The sequence below is a fragment of the Aequoribacter fuscus genome, assembly GCF_009910365.1.
GTDB lineage: Bacteria > Pseudomonadota > Gammaproteobacteria > Pseudomonadales > Halieaceae > Aequoribacter > Aequoribacter fuscus.
Genome location: NZ_CP036423.1, coordinates 1,789,193 through 1,806,545 on the forward strand (window position 1 = coordinate 1,789,193; position 17,353 = coordinate 1,806,545).

Annotated in this window: 16 protein-coding genes and 1 pseudogene; 2 read left to right on the top strand and 15 right to left on the bottom strand. The window is 53.0% G+C overall.

Annotated elements, in window-relative coordinates; translation table 11 throughout:
• Positions 1-20 precede the first annotated feature (20 nt).
• Positions 21-1,298: pseudogene (locus tag EYZ66_RS08075) on the top strand (O-acetylhomoserine aminocarboxypropyltransferase/cysteine synthase family protein).
• Positions 1,299-1,359: 61 nt separating this feature from the next.
• Here the strand turns inward: EYZ66_RS08075 and EYZ66_RS08080 are convergent.
• The 15 genes from EYZ66_RS08080 to EYZ66_RS08150 all read right to left on the bottom strand — a co-directional run bounded on the left by EYZ66_RS08080 (position 1,360) and on the right by EYZ66_RS08150 (position 16,423).
• Positions 1,360-2,958: an isocitrate lyase gene (locus tag EYZ66_RS08080; protein WP_009576621.1), complete on the bottom strand. Its 1,599-nt coding sequence runs from the start codon at positions 2,956-2,958 to the stop codon at positions 1,360-1,362.
• Between the two features lie 130 nt (positions 2,959-3,088).
• The gene (locus EYZ66_RS08085) at positions 3,089-4,117 is read right to left on the bottom strand and encodes an RNA-dependent RNA polymerase family protein (RefSeq protein WP_009576622.1); all 1,029 of its coding nucleotides are present in this window, start codon (positions 4,115-4,117) and stop codon (positions 3,089-3,091) included.
• On the bottom strand, positions 4,114-4,971 hold the full coding sequence (locus tag EYZ66_RS08090; RefSeq protein WP_009576623.1) for an ABC transporter ATP-binding protein: 858 nt from the start codon (positions 4,969-4,971) through the stop codon (positions 4,114-4,116). Before EYZ66_RS08090 ends, EYZ66_RS08085 begins: the two co-directional genes overlap by 4 nt.
• On the bottom strand, positions 4,968-5,333 hold the full coding sequence (locus tag EYZ66_RS08095) for a GntR family transcriptional regulator (RefSeq protein ID WP_009576624.1): 366 nt from the start codon (positions 5,331-5,333) through the stop codon (positions 4,968-4,970). The genes EYZ66_RS08090 and EYZ66_RS08095 overlap by 4 nt, the downstream gene beginning before the upstream one ends.
• Before the next feature lie 12 nt (positions 5,334-5,345).
• Positions 5,346-6,164 carry a GIN domain-containing protein gene (locus EYZ66_RS08100; RefSeq protein ID WP_009576625.1) on the bottom strand — a complete coding sequence of 273 codons (819 nt, stop codon included), beginning with the start codon at positions 6,162-6,164 and terminating at the stop codon, positions 5,346-5,348.
• Positions 6,165-6,282: 118 nt separating this feature from the next.
• Positions 6,283-7,674, bottom strand: a complete 1,392-nt coding sequence (gene der, locus EYZ66_RS08105; protein ID WP_009576626.1) for a ribosome biogenesis GTPase Der — start codon at positions 7,672-7,674, stop codon at positions 6,283-6,285.
• 3 nt (positions 7,675-7,677) lie between these two features.
• Positions 7,678-8,850: an outer membrane protein assembly factor BamB gene (gene bamB / locus EYZ66_RS08110; RefSeq protein ID WP_009576627.1), complete on the bottom strand. Its 1,173-nt coding sequence runs from the start codon at positions 8,848-8,850 to the stop codon at positions 7,678-7,680.
• Between the two features lie 2 nt (positions 8,851-8,852).
• The gene (locus EYZ66_RS08115; protein WP_009576628.1) at positions 8,853-9,536 is read right to left on the bottom strand and encodes a YfgM family protein; all 684 of its coding nucleotides are present in this window, start codon (positions 9,534-9,536) and stop codon (positions 8,853-8,855) included.
• Between the two features lie 40 nt (positions 9,537-9,576).
• The gene (gene hisS / locus EYZ66_RS08120; protein ID WP_009576629.1) at positions 9,577-10,851 is read right to left on the bottom strand and encodes a histidine--tRNA ligase; all 1,275 of its coding nucleotides are present in this window, start codon (positions 10,849-10,851) and stop codon (positions 9,577-9,579) included.
• A gap of 12 nt (positions 10,852-10,863) precedes the next feature.
• Positions 10,864-11,988 carry a flavodoxin-dependent (E)-4-hydroxy-3-methylbut-2-enyl-diphosphate synthase gene (ispG, locus tag EYZ66_RS08125; RefSeq protein ID WP_009576630.1) on the bottom strand — a complete coding sequence of 375 codons (1,125 nt, stop codon included), beginning with the start codon at positions 11,986-11,988 and terminating at the stop codon, positions 10,864-10,866.
• A complete protein-coding gene (gene pilW, locus EYZ66_RS08130) occupies positions 11,988-12,776 on the bottom strand; it encodes a type IV pilus biogenesis/stability protein PilW (RefSeq protein ID WP_009576631.1) in 789 nt (262 codons plus the stop codon). Before pilW ends, ispG begins: the two co-directional genes overlap by 1 nt.
• On the bottom strand, positions 12,776-13,927 hold the full coding sequence (gene rlmN, locus EYZ66_RS08135) for a dual-specificity RNA methyltransferase RlmN (protein ID WP_009576632.1): 1,152 nt from the start codon (positions 13,925-13,927) through the stop codon (positions 12,776-12,778). The genes pilW and rlmN overlap by 1 nt, the downstream gene beginning before the upstream one ends.
• Positions 13,927-14,355 carry a nucleoside-diphosphate kinase gene (ndk, locus tag EYZ66_RS08140; protein WP_009576633.1) on the bottom strand — a complete coding sequence of 143 codons (429 nt, stop codon included), beginning with the start codon at positions 14,353-14,355 and terminating at the stop codon, positions 13,927-13,929. Before ndk ends, rlmN begins: the two co-directional genes overlap by 1 nt.
• A 138-nt stretch (positions 14,356-14,493) precedes the next feature.
• Positions 14,494-15,654 (bottom strand): cysteine desulfurase family protein, encoded by a 1,161-nt coding sequence (locus EYZ66_RS08145; protein ID WP_009576634.1) that lies wholly within the window; start codon positions 15,652-15,654, stop codon positions 14,494-14,496.
• On the bottom strand, positions 15,647-16,423 hold the full coding sequence (locus tag EYZ66_RS08150) for an RNA methyltransferase (RefSeq protein ID WP_009576635.1): 777 nt from the start codon (positions 16,421-16,423) through the stop codon (positions 15,647-15,649). Before EYZ66_RS08150 ends, EYZ66_RS08145 begins: the two co-directional genes overlap by 8 nt.
• A gap of 107 nt (positions 16,424-16,530) precedes the next feature.
• Here EYZ66_RS08150 and EYZ66_RS08155 point away from each other — a divergent pair, with 107 nt between their 5' ends.
• Positions 16,531-17,331, top strand: coding sequence for an inositol monophosphatase family protein (locus EYZ66_RS08155; RefSeq protein ID WP_040817133.1), 801 nt, complete (start codon positions 16,531-16,533; stop codon positions 17,329-17,331).
• The last annotated feature ends 22 nt before the right edge of the window (positions 17,332-17,353 follow it).

Sequence of the window (17,353 nt, forward strand, 5' to 3'; positions counted from 1 at the left end):
TTTGGGAGAGGACTTAAATAATGAAACCAGAAACCATTGCACTGCACACAGGCTACGACGGCGACCCAGCGACAAACGCCGCCACAACACCCATTTACCAAACGACGTCTTATACCTTCAATGACACGCAGCACGGTGCGGATTTGTTTGATCTGAAGGTTCCGGGCAACATCTACAGTCGCATCATGAACCCCACCAACGCTGTTCTTGAAGCACGCCTAGCCGCATTAGAAGGCGGTGTTGGTGCGCTCGCGGTAGCCTCTGGCATGGCGGCGATCCGCTACGCTATCGAGGCGATCGCTGAGGTTGGAACCAATATCGTGAGCACGTCACAACTGTATGGCGGCACCTACAATTTGTTCGCACACACTTTTCCTAGGCAGGGCATCGAAACACGTTTTGTGGCAGCCGACGATTTCGATAAGATTGCGTCGCTCATTGACGAGAATACCCGCGCGCTGTTTTGCGAATCAATCGGCAACCCAGCCGGCAACATTGTAGACATCAGGCGCTGGGCCGATATCGCGCATGCGGCCGGCGTACCGTTGATCGTCGATAACACCGTGGCAACACCTCTTTTGTGCCGCGTGTTCGATCACGGCGCCGACATCGCGGTTCATTCATTAACTAAATACATCGGCGGGCACGGTACAACGATTGGCGGCGCCATTGTCGACTCAGGAAGGTTCGACTGGGCTGGCAACAAAGATCGCTTTAAAATTCTGAACGAGCCCGATCCATCGTATCATGGCGTGGTGTACACCGAGGCTTTGGGACCCGCAGCCTTCATTGGCCGTTGCCGTGTTGTGCCCTTGCGCAATACCGGTGCTGCGCTGTCGGCGCAATCGGCTTTCCAGATCATGCAGGGCCTAGAGACACTCGCCCTTCGAATGGAACGCCACTGTGAGAACACCGAAGCGGTCGCAGCGCACCTCGAGCAACACCCCGCGGTCGAGTAGGTTAACTATGCCGCGCTTCCGGGCTCTCCGTATCACCAAACGTGCCAAAAAATTTGTGGAGGTAAGGCCTCGGGCATTCTTAGCTTTGGAATTAAGGGTGGTAAAGAAGCGGGGGCTAAGTTCATTGATGCCTTGCAGCTCATTCTGCGCTTGGTAAATATCGGCGACGCAAAGTCACTGGCTTGCCACCCCGCCACTACGACTCACCGCCAGTTGAATGCTGAAGAACTCGCCTCTGCCGGCGTAAGCGAAGCAATGGTGCGCTTGTCCATCGGCATCGAACACATTGATGACATCCTGGCCGATATCGACCAGGCGCTAGCGGCTTCTCAAGCGTAACTCACTGCCATAAAAAAAGGGGCGCCAACGGGCGCCCCTTTTTTGTTCTCAGACCGAGAGGTTAAGAGAACTGGTTCATCGTATTGTCTTTACCCGATGCTTTCAGGGCGGCCTCACCAGAGAAATACTCTTTGTGATCATCGCCCATGTTTGAGCCTGCCATATCTTGGTGTTTGACGCAGGCAATACCGCGGCGAATCTCTTGACGCTGAACGCCACGCACATAGGCCAACATTCCTTCTTCACCAAAGTACCCTTGCGCTAGGATGTCAGTTGACAGTGCCGCCGTATGGTAAGTCGGCAAGGTAATCAAGTGGTGGAAAATACCTGCTTCACGTGATGCATCCGCCTGGAATGACTGAATCCATCGATCTGCCTCAACGGCCAACTCTGAATTGTCATAATCAACGCTCATCAATCCGTTGCGATCGTAAGCCGACAGATCTTTGCCCTCTGCACTCCACGCATCAAAGACTTGCTGACGGAAGTTTAGCGTCCAGTTAAATGAGGGGCTGTTGTTGTACACCAGCTTCGCGTTTGGAATGACTTTGCGAATTTCGTTTACCATCCCGCCAATCTGCCCAACGTGCGGCTTCTCGGTTTCAATCCAAAGCAAATCAGCACCGTTTTGCAGGCTGGTGATACAATCCAAAACACAACGCGCTTCACCTGTACCCGCTTTAAAACGGTACAAGCCGTTGGGCAGACGAACAGGTCGCACCAAAGCGCCGTTCTGCTTCAAGATAACATCGCCCTCGTTGACGTCATCTGCGCTCATAACAGGTTCGACTTCTAAGAAGGCATTGTATTTTGACGCCAAATCACCCGCTTGAGTACTGACCGGAATCTTCTGAGTCAAGCCGGCCCCCAAGGAATCGGTGCGCGCTACGATGACGCCATTGGGTACACCCAACTCTAGGAACGCGTAACGTACTGCATTGATTTTGGCCAAGAAATCTTCGTGAGGAACGGTCACTTTACCGTCTTGGTGGCCACACTGCTTGGCATCTGATACCTGGTTCTCGATTTGGATTGCACAGGCACCCGCTTCGATCATTTTTTTGGCGAGCAGGTAAGTCGCTTCTTCGTTACCAAATCCAGCATCGATATCGGCTACGATTGGCACTACGTGTGTTTCGTAGTTATCGATCTTGTCCTGAGCTGCTTGTTCTGCTGCGGCATCACCCGTGGCACGCGCTGCATCTAGTTCGTGGAACAGGTGGCCCAATTCACGAGCATCAGCCTGACGCAAAAAGGTGTACAGTTCTTCGATCAATGCTGGCACTGAGGTCTTTTCATGCATTGATTGGTCGGGTAACGGTCCGAACTCCGAACGCAAGGCAGCGATCATCCAACCCGACAGATACAGGTAGCGCTTGTTGGTTGTGCCATGATGCTTTTTAATCGCAATGAGTTTTTGCTGTCCGACAAAGCCGTGCCAGCAACCCAAGGACTGCGTGTACTGACTGCTGTCTGCATCGTACTCGGCCATATCCTGGCGCATTATATCGGCGGTGTAACGCGCGATATCCAAGCCTGTGCGAAAGCGGTTCTGCACCGCCATACGGGCAGCATACTCTGGGCTAATGGCGTCCCAAGTTCCTGCCTGCTGACCGATAAGATTAGCGAATTGTTCTACGGTTTCTTTATATTGGCTCATTGTTCACCTCTGCGGTTGCCGGTTGAGTCTGATCTAGGTTTGGCCTAGCTGTCTTGTTCGAGACATGCTAGGCCGGCAGAGGGTATAAATAAAATCAATAGATTTGATTTTTAGTATTCACAGAATGAATTCAAAGCTCGAGCCGGTAGCGCCTAACTTTCGCTGCTAGGATCAGCAATCCGATACCGACGACGACACCCGCGACCTGCTCGGGCCAAGTCGCTTGGAACATTTCTAGCATAGAGTCATACTCGTCTCCGCCGGGTAAGCAACGCGCCACTCGCTCGGCTAGCCAAGAGCTTCCCAACAGCCACCGTTCCGCAAAGATAGCGCCAGCGGGAAGGCCAAACATCCACAATACCGGTGAATTTTTAGCCCAGGCCGAGGCAACAAAACTCCACGCATACAAAGGAAATGTCATGACAATCATCACGGGTAACTTCAGCAGAGTATTCCGGAAAATCTCAGAAATACTCAGCCAACTGAACGCTGACACTTGTTCGAGCGGCGTGACGGTTCGGACTAAGAAAAAGGCACCTGCCGCGACGATTACGAGCTGAGTGAGGATCGAAATAATTGCGTAAACGACGGGGACTGCAAGACCAATGGTTAGGTACTTACTGAGCACCTCGCGACGATCGCTTACAGGCATAGAGCGCCAAAAAAGTACGCTCCGATCACGTCGATCGTTGTACAGACTCCCGGATAGATAGTTGACAGATATCGTCCACAAGACCAACAAAAAAATCACATTCAAGGCGTTTAACACCTCGTGAAACTCTTCCCCATCGTTAAACTCATTGACGCCTGTGGGACTAATTGGGGTGCTGAAGGTCCAATCTGCAGAAAAATCCCACTGGGAATCCTCAACACTCTCAGCCTCTGCGTCGGGGTATACCCAATCACCCAAAACAAATCCATCCGCCCGATCACTGGATGAGCGTATCTCAATATCAACCTGCGCATCGGGGATTTGATTCGCAACAAACCAGCCAATACCCTCCTCCCAATCAGAAAATTGACTTGCGAACAGCGCACCACCCCACGCGACGACCGCCAAAAATGCGGCAATCACAATTGGGGTGACTAAGAAAGAACTCCGGTACTCGGTAAAGTCTCGGCGCAACATCGCCTTTGTCGGATTGTAATTTGGATTCATCGGACACCTCCTGCCATAGCAGCCACAAAGAGATCAGAAATCGCCGGCGTATGACACGCGCCATATTGTTCAAGTTCGTGTCTGGGGACCGAATCGAAGATGAATGCCTGTCCGCCCAAGATATGGCGTGAGCCAAAATAACGCAGCCGATTGACTAACGCGGCATTCTCGCCAAGAGCATGAACTTCTACAAAACGATCCTCCAGTGCCGTCATCGGGGCATTCATGAGCATTTCGCCGTTTTTCAAAAATACAAAGTGCGTGAGGATGTGCTGAACCTCTTCGACTTGGTGAGTCGATATCACGATGGTACGTTCTGCATCAAAGTAATCATTGAGAAGCTGGTCGAAAAACTGCTTTCGATACAAGATGTCCAAGCCCAAGGTGGGTTCATCGAGAATCAACAGCCGAGCATCGACAGCCAAGGTCAGGGCCAAGTGCAGCTGTACCATCATACCCTTTGATAAAGTGCCGATTCGGGCCTTAGGTCCTACCGACGTTTGATCCAAGAATCGCTCTGCTTTTGCTCGATCAAATTTTGGCTGAACACCCTCTACGTAAGAAATTAGCTGATCTACCCGCAGCCAGCGCGGCAGCACAGCCGTGTCAGCAATGAAAGCCACGTCCTGCATCAGCTGATGTCGCTCAGTACGAGGGTCCTTTCCCATAACTTGCAGCGTACCCTCGCTGTGGGTCAACCCTAACAGGGCTCGCAACAAGGTCGTCTTACCGGCACCATTCGGACCTATGAGGCCAACGATACTGCCGCCTCCTACCCGCCAATCCAGAGACTTGATTGCATAGTTACCCTGATACTGCTTTGTTAGATTGCTCACTTCAATTATATTGGTCATTGTTCTTGCTCCCACTGCGCGAAACGGTCGCACAACTGTGTCGAACTAATCCCCAAGCGCAGCGCTTTGTCGTAAACTCGGGGTAACTCGATGTCGAAAAAATGGTGTTGCAGGGATGCTCGCAACTTAGCCTGCGCGCCCTCGCACACAAAAACACCTACGCCGCGTTTAGAGCACAACACCTCGTCTTCTATAAGCGACTGATACGCCTTATTAACCGTTAAATGATTGACTCGAAAATCGCTCGCTAACTGTCTGACGGATGGGATGCTGGTTCCCTCTCGCAACGAGGCATCGACAATTCGCGAGGCGATGACGTCGGCGATTTGCCGGTATATCGGTTGGTCTGCTCGCCAGTCCATGATGCTGACTCCTTAATCTATCTTCTTGAGTTCACCAGAGCCTAGGATCGACGCTGACGTAGTGTCTGCAGCTCGGTAATAGACGTTGCCTGATCCAATAATGTTGGCGTTCACTCGACCAGCTGAGCCGATGCGAACGTCACCGCTACCAATAATGTTTGCGCTGGCCGCGTCAACGGCACATGTCTCGCCGTTGAAGTCTCCGCTGCCGGCAATGTTGACTGTGACATCGTCAACGACGACGCAGTCATCGATAACGCCAAAGTCGCCGGATCCTCCGATAGAAACCAGAGTGGATGCCGCTCGCAAGGTACCAATCTGAACTGCCCCAGAGCCCGCTATGTTGACCACTAACCTTTCAACCGCGATTCCACTCGCATCGACGTCACCCGACCCACCAAGCACAAACGTCAGATCCGTAAATTCGCCGTCGTGCAAATACACCGACCCAGAACCTTGAAGTTCGAAGTTCAGCGCTTGGTTCGTCGTTACAGGCCGCACAAATACTCGTCCACTGCCTCGTAAAGTCACCCTTTCAAGCTCAGGAAGACTGACTCTAAATTTCACCGGCTCGTCGTAGTAAAGCCCTTGCTGAGACTTTCCCATGAATAGCGTGTTGTCATCTTGCGATATCAAGGTATCGCCATCTTGCATACCCTGGACCTGAACAGAGAAATCGCCAAGACTCAGTTCAAGCTCGTGATGCCCGCTTAGCACAACGCGGTTAAAGCCCTGAATTTGATAGGTATGTGTCACAACCTCTGTAGCATGAGACCCGGTCGCACCGAGCAAGGTGGTGCTACAGAGTAGGATAACTTGAATGACTCGCATGAGCGGCTCCTTGATAGCTGTTATAGAGAACTATAACAGCGTGCCAAAAGAGCGCGAGATACTGTCGGTGAACTGAGCGGTTAGCCCGCCCAGTCGAGTGAAACGTTAGCTTAAACGCTTACTTCTTCTTTTTTACGTGCGCCATCAAACGGCGTTTACGAGAAATTTGACGCTGCGTGAGTTTGTTCTTACGCCCCGCGTAGGGGTTCTCGGTGGTCCGAAATTCGATTTTAATCGGCGTTCCCTCAATACCCAATTCACGCCGATAAACATTCTCTAAATAGCGCTCATACGATGCAGGCACCTTGGTCGTTTGATTGCCATGAACCACGATCCGGGGAGGGTTTTGGCCACCAGCGTGCGCGTAGCGTAGCTTGATTCGACGACCGTTTACCATGGGCGGCGGATGATCCGATACCGCACCTTCTAAGATCCGGGTTAAATAATTAGTGCTCAGTTTCTGGGTCGCCGCCAGATACGCCGTATGTATTGCTTGGTAAAGATGTCCTACGCCACTGCCGTGCAAGGCCGAGATAAAGTGCATCTGTGCAAACTCAACAAACTTCAGGCGTCGCGATATCGAGTCTTTAATACGGTCCTTTTGGTAGTCATCAAGACCATCCCATTTGTTGACCACCACCACTAAGGCACGTCCAGCTTCGATACAATGCCCAAGCAGATGCATATCTTGGTCAACAATACCCTCGTGTGCATCCATCAACAGTAAGACGACGTTGCTGTCATCGATCGCTTTCAATGTTTTTACAATGGAGAACTTCTCGACGCTCTCCTTCACATTTTTGCGACGCCGCACACCGGCGGTATCAATCAGCGTGTACTGTTCACCCTCGCGCTCAAAGTCGATATAGACGCTGTCTCGAGTCGTGCCCGGGTGATCGTAAACAACCACACGCTCTTCCCCAAGCATCCTATTGACGAGCGTTGACTTACCTACGTTTGGTCTGCCGACAATGGCGACTTTAATACCGTGCGCCTGCTCCTCTGCGGTGATTTCGTCCTCAGGAAAAGGAGCGAGGACCTCTTCGATCATCGACCGTACACCCCTATTATGAGACGCGGCGATTCGATATAACGGATCAATACCCAGAGAGTAAAAGTCGCCCATAGCGGTATCACTGTTCATGCCATCGATTTTATTGACGACAACATGAAACGGAATACTTTGACGCCGTAGCAGGCTGACCAACTCTTGGTCAACACCAGTTAAGCCGGCGCGAGCGTCTAAGATGAGTAAGACGATGTCGGCCTCATCAGCTGCCGCCATGGACTGCTGTGCCATCGGTAGATCAATGCCGTTCTCATCGCCCGTAATTCCGCCAGTATCGATAACGACATACGGCCGCTCACCAACTTTACCCTCACCGTACTTTCGGTCGCGCGTCAGCCCCGAGAAATCAGCCACCAAGGCATCGCGCGATCGCGTCAACTGATTGAATAAGGTCGACTTGCCGACATTAGGGCGCCCCATCAGGGCGATGACCGGTTTCATGGATTAATCCTTGGCGCTGACCTCATAGGCAATCAGTTTTCCCTTGTCGGTAAAGACGAAGAAACGATTACCTTGGCTAATAATATCTGCACGTGCCGCAGCGCCTATTTTATCGCGCCCCACAAAGCGCCCATCAACCTGCGAAAGCAAATGAAGCACGCCATCAAAATCTGTGAACGCTAAGTAGCTCGCCACGGGTACTGGCTTGGTTGGAGCGCGATACGATAAATCGCTTTGAGCCCAGCGTAATCCCTGGCCATTACGATAATAAGCCGACACAGTGCCGTCCTGATCAGACACGTATACGTTACTAAACCCCTGGGATACGCCACTGACGGTCGAGACGTCTTGCTGCCAGAGCTTGCGTCCAGTCCGCACATCCGCGGCGACTAGATATCCCTGGTAACTCGCCGCGTAGAGCTCGTTACCGATAATTTCCAAGGCTCCGTCGATATCCACCATACGCTCTATTTCTGACCGGCCTTGTGCAATAGCCACGCGCAATTCCCACTCAACAGTGCCTTTCTCGACATCAAATGCCACCACGCGACCATTCGCGAAGCCTACGTAGGCATTACCGTCGCGGAGGATGGGTGTTGAAGTCCCCCGAATGGTCAGCACGGGTACGTTACTGTCGTAAGCCCACAGCAAATCGCCAGTCTTCGCATCCAACCCTTGGGCGCGCCCGTCGTAGGTTTGAACCACAACCACGCGGCCATCAGACTGCGGTGCTGAAAGCACCTCTCCGCGCAAGGTCTGACGCCAGAGCACCGATCCATTACCCGCGTCTAGGGCCAACACTTGTCCCTCAGAGGTACCAACAAACAAACGATCACCACTGACGCCAACACCACCAGAGACGCTCTGATCCAACGCCTGACGCCAAATGCGTTTACCCGAACTTAACTGCAAGGCTACAACCTCACCCTCGTTGGATGCCGCGTAAATCTGATCACCCTGAATAGCCGGCGTTAGGCGATAGAGACCCTCACCCTGGCCATTACCAACGCTCTCGCTCCACAGCTTTTTGAGCCTGACCGCCTCAGTGAATTTTTGAAGTTCGGCGGGTTGATTTACCTCTTCATCATCGAGTGAGAACCAGCCTGATAGGGTCGAACAACCGGCGGTGGTGACGAGTAAAGCAATGGCAATACCGCGTCTTAATATCAAAAACATGGTTACTCTCCACTCGCGACTGGACTGACGTTGCTATCTCGGCGCGCATTCACAAAAGCTAACTTAGTTTCGAGATCAGACCGAAGGTCGCCGTTCTCATCAGCCACAAGAGCCAAAGACAGGGCTTCGGCAGCCAGCGAATACTGTTCTTGCACAATATAAATGTCAGCTTTAGCCTGCCATACCGCTGCAGCGACGGCACTCGTTTCCAAAGAAGTCAGTGCCTGCAAAGCTTGCTCAGTGTCACCCAAAGAGGCTTGTAAGCGCGCTCGACGCAGTTTCACGATGGGGTACATCGCCACATCATCTGCCACGCTTGACTCCAAAGCCTGCAAAGCGGTCAGGGCTTCCTCTGCGCGACCCTGCGATACCCAAGCCGAAACCTGCAGCAGTTGGCCCAGTCGAGCGTAACCGGTTCCCGCGTAATCTTCTGTTAGTGTCGCGGTCAATTCATCGAGACGAACCTTATCAGCGTCGCTACTGAGCTCCTGAGCACTCAACGCCAGAAGCTCTTGATAGATCCCAGAAGCCGCCTCGGCTTGGCTGACCTGTCGATCTTGCCAACTCTGCCAGCCGACACTGCCCAACACCCCAATAACGACCGCCGCGATAACGCCCTTGCCGTTCTCACTCCACCATCGTTTGATAGCTTCTACTTGTTCTTCTTCCGTTCTGTAAGCGTCCACTGTTTTTCCTTTTCGCGTGTTTGCGGCTCAGGCCGCTACTCTACATGGTATTGCTGATTCGTTCGAGTTCTTGTGTGAGCAATGCGCTTGCCACAGTTTTCTGAGGTTCATCATCGCGCAAAAACTTAAGCGTTACCGTATCGTTTTCGGCTTCGGAGTCACCCCAGATCAATGCAACGCGAGCGCCGGATTTATCAGCGCGTTTCATTTGTGCTTTGAAACTGCCGCCACCCGTATTCAGGCGGATATCATGCTGCGGTAGATCGTTACGTAGGGCCTCGATCCCCGTAAAGCAAGCTTTCTCGCCCGCTTCACCCACACCAACCCCAAAGGCAAGCGGCGCGGAACGTGGTGCTGTGATACCCTGAGCCGCAAGCAGTAACAGCACGCGCTCTAGGCCCATCGCAAATCCCACTCCGGGTGTCGTTTTCCCGCCCAACTGAGCCACCAAACCGTCGTAGCGCCCACCCGCACAGATCGTTCCCTGAGCACCTAACTCGGTGGTCACCCACTCAAATACCGTTTTGTTGTAGTAATCCAAGCCGCGCACGAGTTTAGGGTTCACTTTGTAGTGCACCCCGACACTGTCCAACAGGGTTCTGAGTCTAGCAAAGTCATTCGCAGACTCGTCATCTAGGAAATCGTGCAGATTGGGCGCATTGTTCAGCAGCTCTTGAGTCCCTGCATTTTTGCTGTCTAAGATGCGCAAGGGATTGGTCTGTAAACGACGCTGACTGTCCTCGTCGAGATCCGCTTGGTGTTTACTCAAATACTCTACAAGTGCCGCCTTGTAGGTCGCTCGAGCTTCAAGGCTACCAATGCTGTTGAGCTGGAGTTCAACAACATCTGCGACCCCCAACTCTCTCCACAAGCGCGCGCTCAACGCAATGAGTTCAGCGTCGGCATCAGGTGTGGCGACGCCAAACGCCTCCAATCCAATTTGTTGGAATTGTCGCAAACGACCCTTTTGAGGGCGCTCGTGCCGAAACATGGGGCCCTGATACCAAAGCCGTTGCGGCGTCGATATCAAATTGTTCTGAATGGCTGCTCGAACACAACCGGCCGTTCCCTCCGGCCGCAACGTTAACGAATCACCGTTGCGGTCGGCAAAGGTATACATTTCTTTTTCGACAATATCGGTGACTTCACCAATAGAGCGCGCGAACAGGTGGGTCGACTCCAAAATCGGCATGCGAATTTCTTGGTAGCCGTAGGATTGAACCAAGTTCCGAACCTTTTGCTCCAACCACTGCCAGGACTCAGTATCCACGGGTAAAATGTCTGGCATGCCGCGAATGGCTTGCAGGGTTTTCATAAGAGTTACCTACTAATTCTTTGCAATGATATTGGCGTCAGCTGCGGCCGCGCTCTGTGCCAACTCGCTCGCCTTGGTTCGGATAACCTGTTCCAGGTGGTCGACGAAATCTTTATTGTCGATTTTATGATTGGGCTTGCCATCCAAATAAATCAGATTGTTGGGGCTAGCACCAGTCAAGCCAACGTCGGCTTCTCGTGCCTCGCCTGGCCCGTTCACCACGCAACCAATAATGGCAACATCCATGGGCTGCCGTATATCTTCAAGCCGCATCTCCAATTCGTTCATCGTCGCTATGACGTCGAAGTTTTGGCGAGAACAGCTCGGGCAAGCGATGAAGTTTATGCCATTACTGCGAAGTTTGAGACTCTTAAGAATGTCAAAGCCCACCTTGACTTCTTGCACGGGGTCAGCGGCGAGCGAAATACGTATGGTGTCACCAATGCCTTCCATCAATAACAAGCCTAAGCCAATCGCTGACTTCACCGTACCGTTGCGGAAGCCGCCTGCCTCGGTTATACCCAAGTGCAGAGGCTGATCGATTTTTTTGGCTAGCAGGCGATAGGCGTCCACGGCCATAAATACGTCGGAGGCTTTGACGCTGACCTTAAAATCCGGGTAGTTAAACCGGTCCAGTAGCTCGACGTGGTTCATGGCCGACTCAACCAAAGCCTCGGCAGTTGGCTCGCCATATTTGCGCTGCAACTCTTTGCCCAGCGACCCAGCGTTGACGCCAATGCGAATCGGGATACCCTTATCTCGCGCCGAGTGTATAACCTCTTGCACCTTTTCCATTCGCCCGATATTGCCAGGGTTAATACGCAAACAATCGACGCCATATTCCGCAACGGCTAGAGCGATTTGGTGGTCAAAGTGAATATCCGCAACCAAGGGCACGTCAACCCGCTGACGGATTTGTTTAAAGGCCTCCGCGGCGTCCATACTGGGCACAGAGACGCGGACAATGTCAGCGCCCGCCTCCGCAATCGCTTGGATCTGAGCAACGGTGGCGTCAACGTCGCACGTCTCGGTGTTCGTCATGCTCTGCACACTGATCGGCGCATCCCCGCCAACGGGCACTTTGCCGACCCAAATTTTACGGCTTTGACGACGAATGATTGGACTTGGTGCATGCATTAGTGACTACTCCCAACTCCGTTTGGCCTCTGCACCTTGCGCTGTTCCCGCATGGCTTTAGCTTCCGGCGAATCTGGATATAAATTTTGTAGCGCGAGCTCTAAGCTCGCTTGCTCATCTTGCAGCTGCAAGGCTTTGGCAAGGCGAACACCGGTCCACAACCCCGCCGCTGGCTGAGTCCTGACCAATTTGCGATACGACGAATAATAACTTTGACCATTGAGGTAATCGTTTTGTTCCAGATAGAGCTGCGCTAATGTGAGAAGCGCTAGAGGATTGCGCGCCTCCATTGTCAGGGCACGCTCTAAGGCTTCTATCGCTGACTCAGTTTTGCCCAAACGTGCTCGGCATAAACCCAAATTCGTAAAAGCCTGTGGACGACCACTGTACAAGGTGTCGCGCACCACCAACTCCAACTCGACTTCAGCTTCAGCAAACCGCTGCTGCCCAAACAAAAACGCTGCAAAATTATTGCGGGCACGCGACAACGATTTATCGAGAGCGAGGGCCTTACGAAAATTCGCCTCTGCGGCCTCGAACTCGCCCGTGGATTGATATACGAGCGCAAAGGCTTCGTACACTTCGGCGTTATTGGGGTCAATCTCGGCGGCCAGCTTTAAGTTGCGTTTAGCGTTTTCCCAATTGCCCTGACCGATGTAAGCACGTGCCAGCTCAACCCGGCGTTTGAGAGCGACATCTGGCGCTTCCTTGTTCGTGAATACGGTCTCGTTGGTGGTGACACAACCTCCGAGAATCAACGCCAAAATGGCACCAAGGACAATACGCATCAGCTGACCTCCACCACCTCAAGGTGGCCCTCCAGCGCGGCCTTATGCCGCTGTGATCGCTTCGTTCGATCAACCACATCACCCACTAACTGACCGCAGGCAGCGCTGATGTCATCTCCCCGCGTCGTGCGGACAGTGACGATAAACCCAGCATCAATCAAGACCTGCCAAAACCGTGACACAGCATTACCACTCGGTCGCTGGTAAGACGAGCCAGGAAACGCATTAAATGGGATGAGGTTAATCTTGCAGGGGAAATTTTTCAGCAACACCGCCAGTTCGCGAGCGTGCTCTGGCTGATCATTCACACCAGCGATCAAGGTATACTCTATGGTAACCACGCGTTTCCGATCGTTTTGTGCATCGAGGTAACGCTGCGCGCTCGCCAGCAATTCGGCGATAGGATACTTCTTGTTTATGGGCACCAACTGATTGCGCAGGGCGTCGTTGGGCGCGTGCAAAGACACCGCCAGACTCACACAACTGACCTCCGCTAGCTTGTCTAGCGCGGGCACCACGCCCGAGGTGCTCAGCGTTACGCGGCGTTTTGACAATCCGTACGCCAGATCGTCCATCATCAGATCCATGGCCGAGACTACCGCGTCAAAGTTGAGTAGAGGTTCACCCATCCCCATCATGACGACATTGGTCACGACACGATCTTTGCCGGGTTGAAAGGCGTCAAAGGAGTCAATCGCGAGCCACACCTGCCCGATGATATCTGAGGCTGTGAGGTCCCGTTCAAAACCCTGCTTCCCGGTCGAGCAAAAACTACAATCCAAACTGCAACCGACCTGCGAAGAAACGCACAAGGTTGCGCGATCACCGTCGGGAATTAAAACGGATTCGACCAACCCCCCTTCGATAGAGCGGACCAGCCACTTGCGCGTCCCGTCGGCCGAATCGTGACGACTGACGACCTCGGGCGGCCGAACACAAGCGCGCTCGCTGAGTTTGGCCCGAAGCGATTTTGACAGGTTGGTCATTGCCTCGAAATCGCACACCCCGTGGTGATGGATCCACTTCATGACCTGTTGAGCGCGAAACGATTTTTCTCCACACTCTGCAAAAAACGCTTCCATCTGCGCGCGGGTCAACCCGAGCAAATTCACTCGTGTATCGCGGGCAACAGGAAGCGTATCAGTAACCATTAGGCGCGATCGCACAGTTCCGTTTGCGCGAAAAAGTAGTTGATCTCGCGCTCGGCCGAAGCCAGAGAATCTGAACCGTGAACCGCATTGGCGTCAATGGATTGCGCGAAGTCAGCACGAATCGTACCCGCCGCTGCTTCTTTTGGGTTGGTAGCGCCCATCAGCTCACGATTTTTCATCACGGCATTTTCACCTTCCAGCACCTGCACCATAACAGGACCTGATGTCATAAACTCGATCAAGTCTGGAAAAAATGGACGCTCTTTATGCTCAGCATAAAATCCACCAGCGGTCGCATCGGTCAAACGCACCATTTTCGCAGCAACCACTTTCAGGCCATTAGATTCGAAACGAGAGTAAATCTCGCCGATGACATTTTTGCCGACTGCATCGGGTTTAACGATAGATAAAGTGCGTTCTACTGCCATTGGTACTACTCCAAGTCGTTTAATTCAATATCGGGCTCGGGGGCATCCCGAGTTGGCCGCGTATTATACGGACTTTGGTCACGTCGCGCACCTTAACACTCTGGTTTTTTTACCATTCGATGCGCCTAATTTTCTTCGTTAATCCAAAGGCTTACCGCGCAACAGTCGAAGAGTAGCGTCAAGTTCATCGATCGCCGCATCGATATCTTCGCGACGCGTCGAGCGCCCCAAGCTAAATCGAAGTGCGCTGTCGGCACGGGCGCGCCCCGCCCCAATACCCAAGAGCACATGAGACGGTTTCATGACAGCTGAGTTACATGCCGATCCTGAGGAAATCGCCAGCCCCACCAGCGCAGATAACAGGGCCTCACCCTCTACCCCATCAAAAGATATATTTGCGGCCTGCGGTAACCGAATCGTTAAGCTACCGTTTAGTGTCGCTCCCTCGAGCCCGAGAAGACGCTGAGTCATGTATCCACCCAAGCTAGCATAATGTGCTTGATCTTCCTCCCAGCGGTCGCTGGCAAGTTTCGCAGCAGCGCCGAAACCCGCTATCTGATGGGTCGGCAAGGTGCCACTGCGAAAGCCTCGCTCATGTCCACCACCGTGAATTTGGGCTACCGGGGCTGGTGTTGCGCCTCGACGCACAAACAGAGCACCAATACCTTTTGGTCCATACAGTTTGTGACCCGACAGCGACATGAAGTCGACCGGCACATCGGCCAAATTGATTGGCAATTTCCCCACAGCCTGGGCAGCATCGACGTGCAATAAGATGCCCTTGGACTTGACCAGCTGGGCGATTTCTGTAATCGGGTTAATCGTGCCCAATTCATTATTGACCCACATAATTGATACCAGCTTGGTGTCGTCACGCAATGAGCGTTCCAGTGCATCGACATCCATCAAACCTTCTTTAGTCGCGGGCAAAAACGACACGCCAACCCCTTTGCGTTGCAACTGATTGGCAGGGTCTAACACGGCCTTGTGCTCAATCGCGCTGGTCACAAAATGACCCTTAAACTGTAACGCCTCGAACACACCTTTGATCGCCAGATTATTTGCTTCGGTTGCGCCCGACGTAAAAATAATTTCGCGCGGGTCAGCACCAATCAAATCGGCAATGGCACCCCGAGCTATTTCGACGCGATGCTCCGCTTGCCATCCATAGACGTGGGTCCGCGATGCCGGATTACCAAAATCCCCCGTCTCGTCAAGGCACCCAAGCATTGCATCTCTCACTTCAGGTGCAATCGGCGTAGTCGCTAAATAATCTAGGTAAATTGGCTTACTACTCATCGTCATCAGTCTTTTGATTAAGTTTCGCGCGAAGTGCACTGCGTTCGAACACCACTTTTTGCGTTTCGGTCAGCATCCCTCGCAAGATGTTGAGTTCCATTTCATCGATACGCATTCTGTTATAAAGCCGCTGCAATCGCGTCATCAACTGACGGGGTGCACTCGGATCCAGAAATTCGATATCGATCAAGGTTTGCTCCAAATGCTCATAAAAGCGCTGCATTGCCTCTTTCGTGGCAAACGGGGCATCCCATTCCTCATCGGCGCGCTCCGGCAAACTGTCATACAAGGTCTGCATACGCAGCTCATAACACAAAATTTGCACCGCCATCGCAAGATTCAGTGAGCGGTAAGCCTCGTCGGTAGGCACGTTGACATGCAAATCGCAAAGTTTAAGCTCGTCGTTTGTTAAGCCCCTGTCCTCACGTCCAAACAACATCGCGACCTGCCCCCGTGCCGCTTCGCCTCTGATTTGCAACGCCGCGCGCCGCGAGTCTAATATCGGCCAGGGGATGCGTCGCTCACGCGCGCTCGTTCCCACCACAAAATGACAATCTGCGATAGCTTCCTCAACGGTGGCCACAACCCTTGCGCCATCCAACACATCTGCCGCAGAGGCCGCTCGCCATGTCGCCTCTTCGTCTGGAAAGCGACGCGGCGCAACCAAAACCAGATTCGTAAACCCCATGTTTTTCATGGCGCGTGCAACGCCACCGATATTGCCGGGATGCGACGGCTCGACCAAAACGATACGCACAGACTCAAACATTGCATTTCTCACTGCTAAATTAGTGACAAAGTGTAACAGTTTTCTCCGTGCGAAGGAGCAGCAGCGCTGGTATACTCCCGCGCTTAATTCAGCAGGACCCGAATACCATGGAACCAATGGTCAGTATTGCTTTGCGCGCGGCGCGTAAGGCCGGCGACACGATCGTCCGCGCGGCGGATGAACTCGACCGCCTTCCAGTCGACAGCAAAGGTACCAATGACTTTGTCTCAGAAGTCGATCGCAACGCCGAACGCGAAATTATTCAGCAACTCGCAAAAACGTATCCTGATCACGCGTTCATCGGTGAAGAATCGGGGCGAACGGGTCCCGAAGAAGCCGAATACGTCTGGATTATCGACCCGCTCGACGGCACGACGAATTACCTCAGAGGCATCCCGCACTACGCGGTTTCGATTGCCTGCACTTACAAAGGTAAACTCGAGCACGCAGTTGTTCACAACCCTGTACTGCGCGAGGAATTTACTGCCTCGCGAGGACGCGGTGCACAGTTCAACGGGCGCCGCATCCGGGTTTCTAATACCCAAGGCCTAGAGTCAGCTTTAGTGGGTACGGGTATTCCCTTTAAAGGCCACTGCGCAGAACACCTACCCACTTACTCGGCCGCATTGGCTGAAATTGCCTCGCGCAGCGCTGGGATTCGCCGAGCTGGGGCCGCGTCTTTAGACCTCGCTTACGTCGCTGCAGGACGTTTAGACGCGTTCTGGGAAATCGGGCTCGCACCCTGGGACATGGCAGCAGGTGTGTTATTGATAAAAGAAGCCGGCGGCTTAGTCAGCGACTTTGATGGCGGTGAAAAGTTTATGGAATCGGGCAGCATTGTCGCCGGAAACCCCCGCGCCTTTAAATCCGTCCTGCAGATCGTCGCTTCAAAAACCCGCGTCGGTTAACGTGCTACGCGCTAGGCTGATT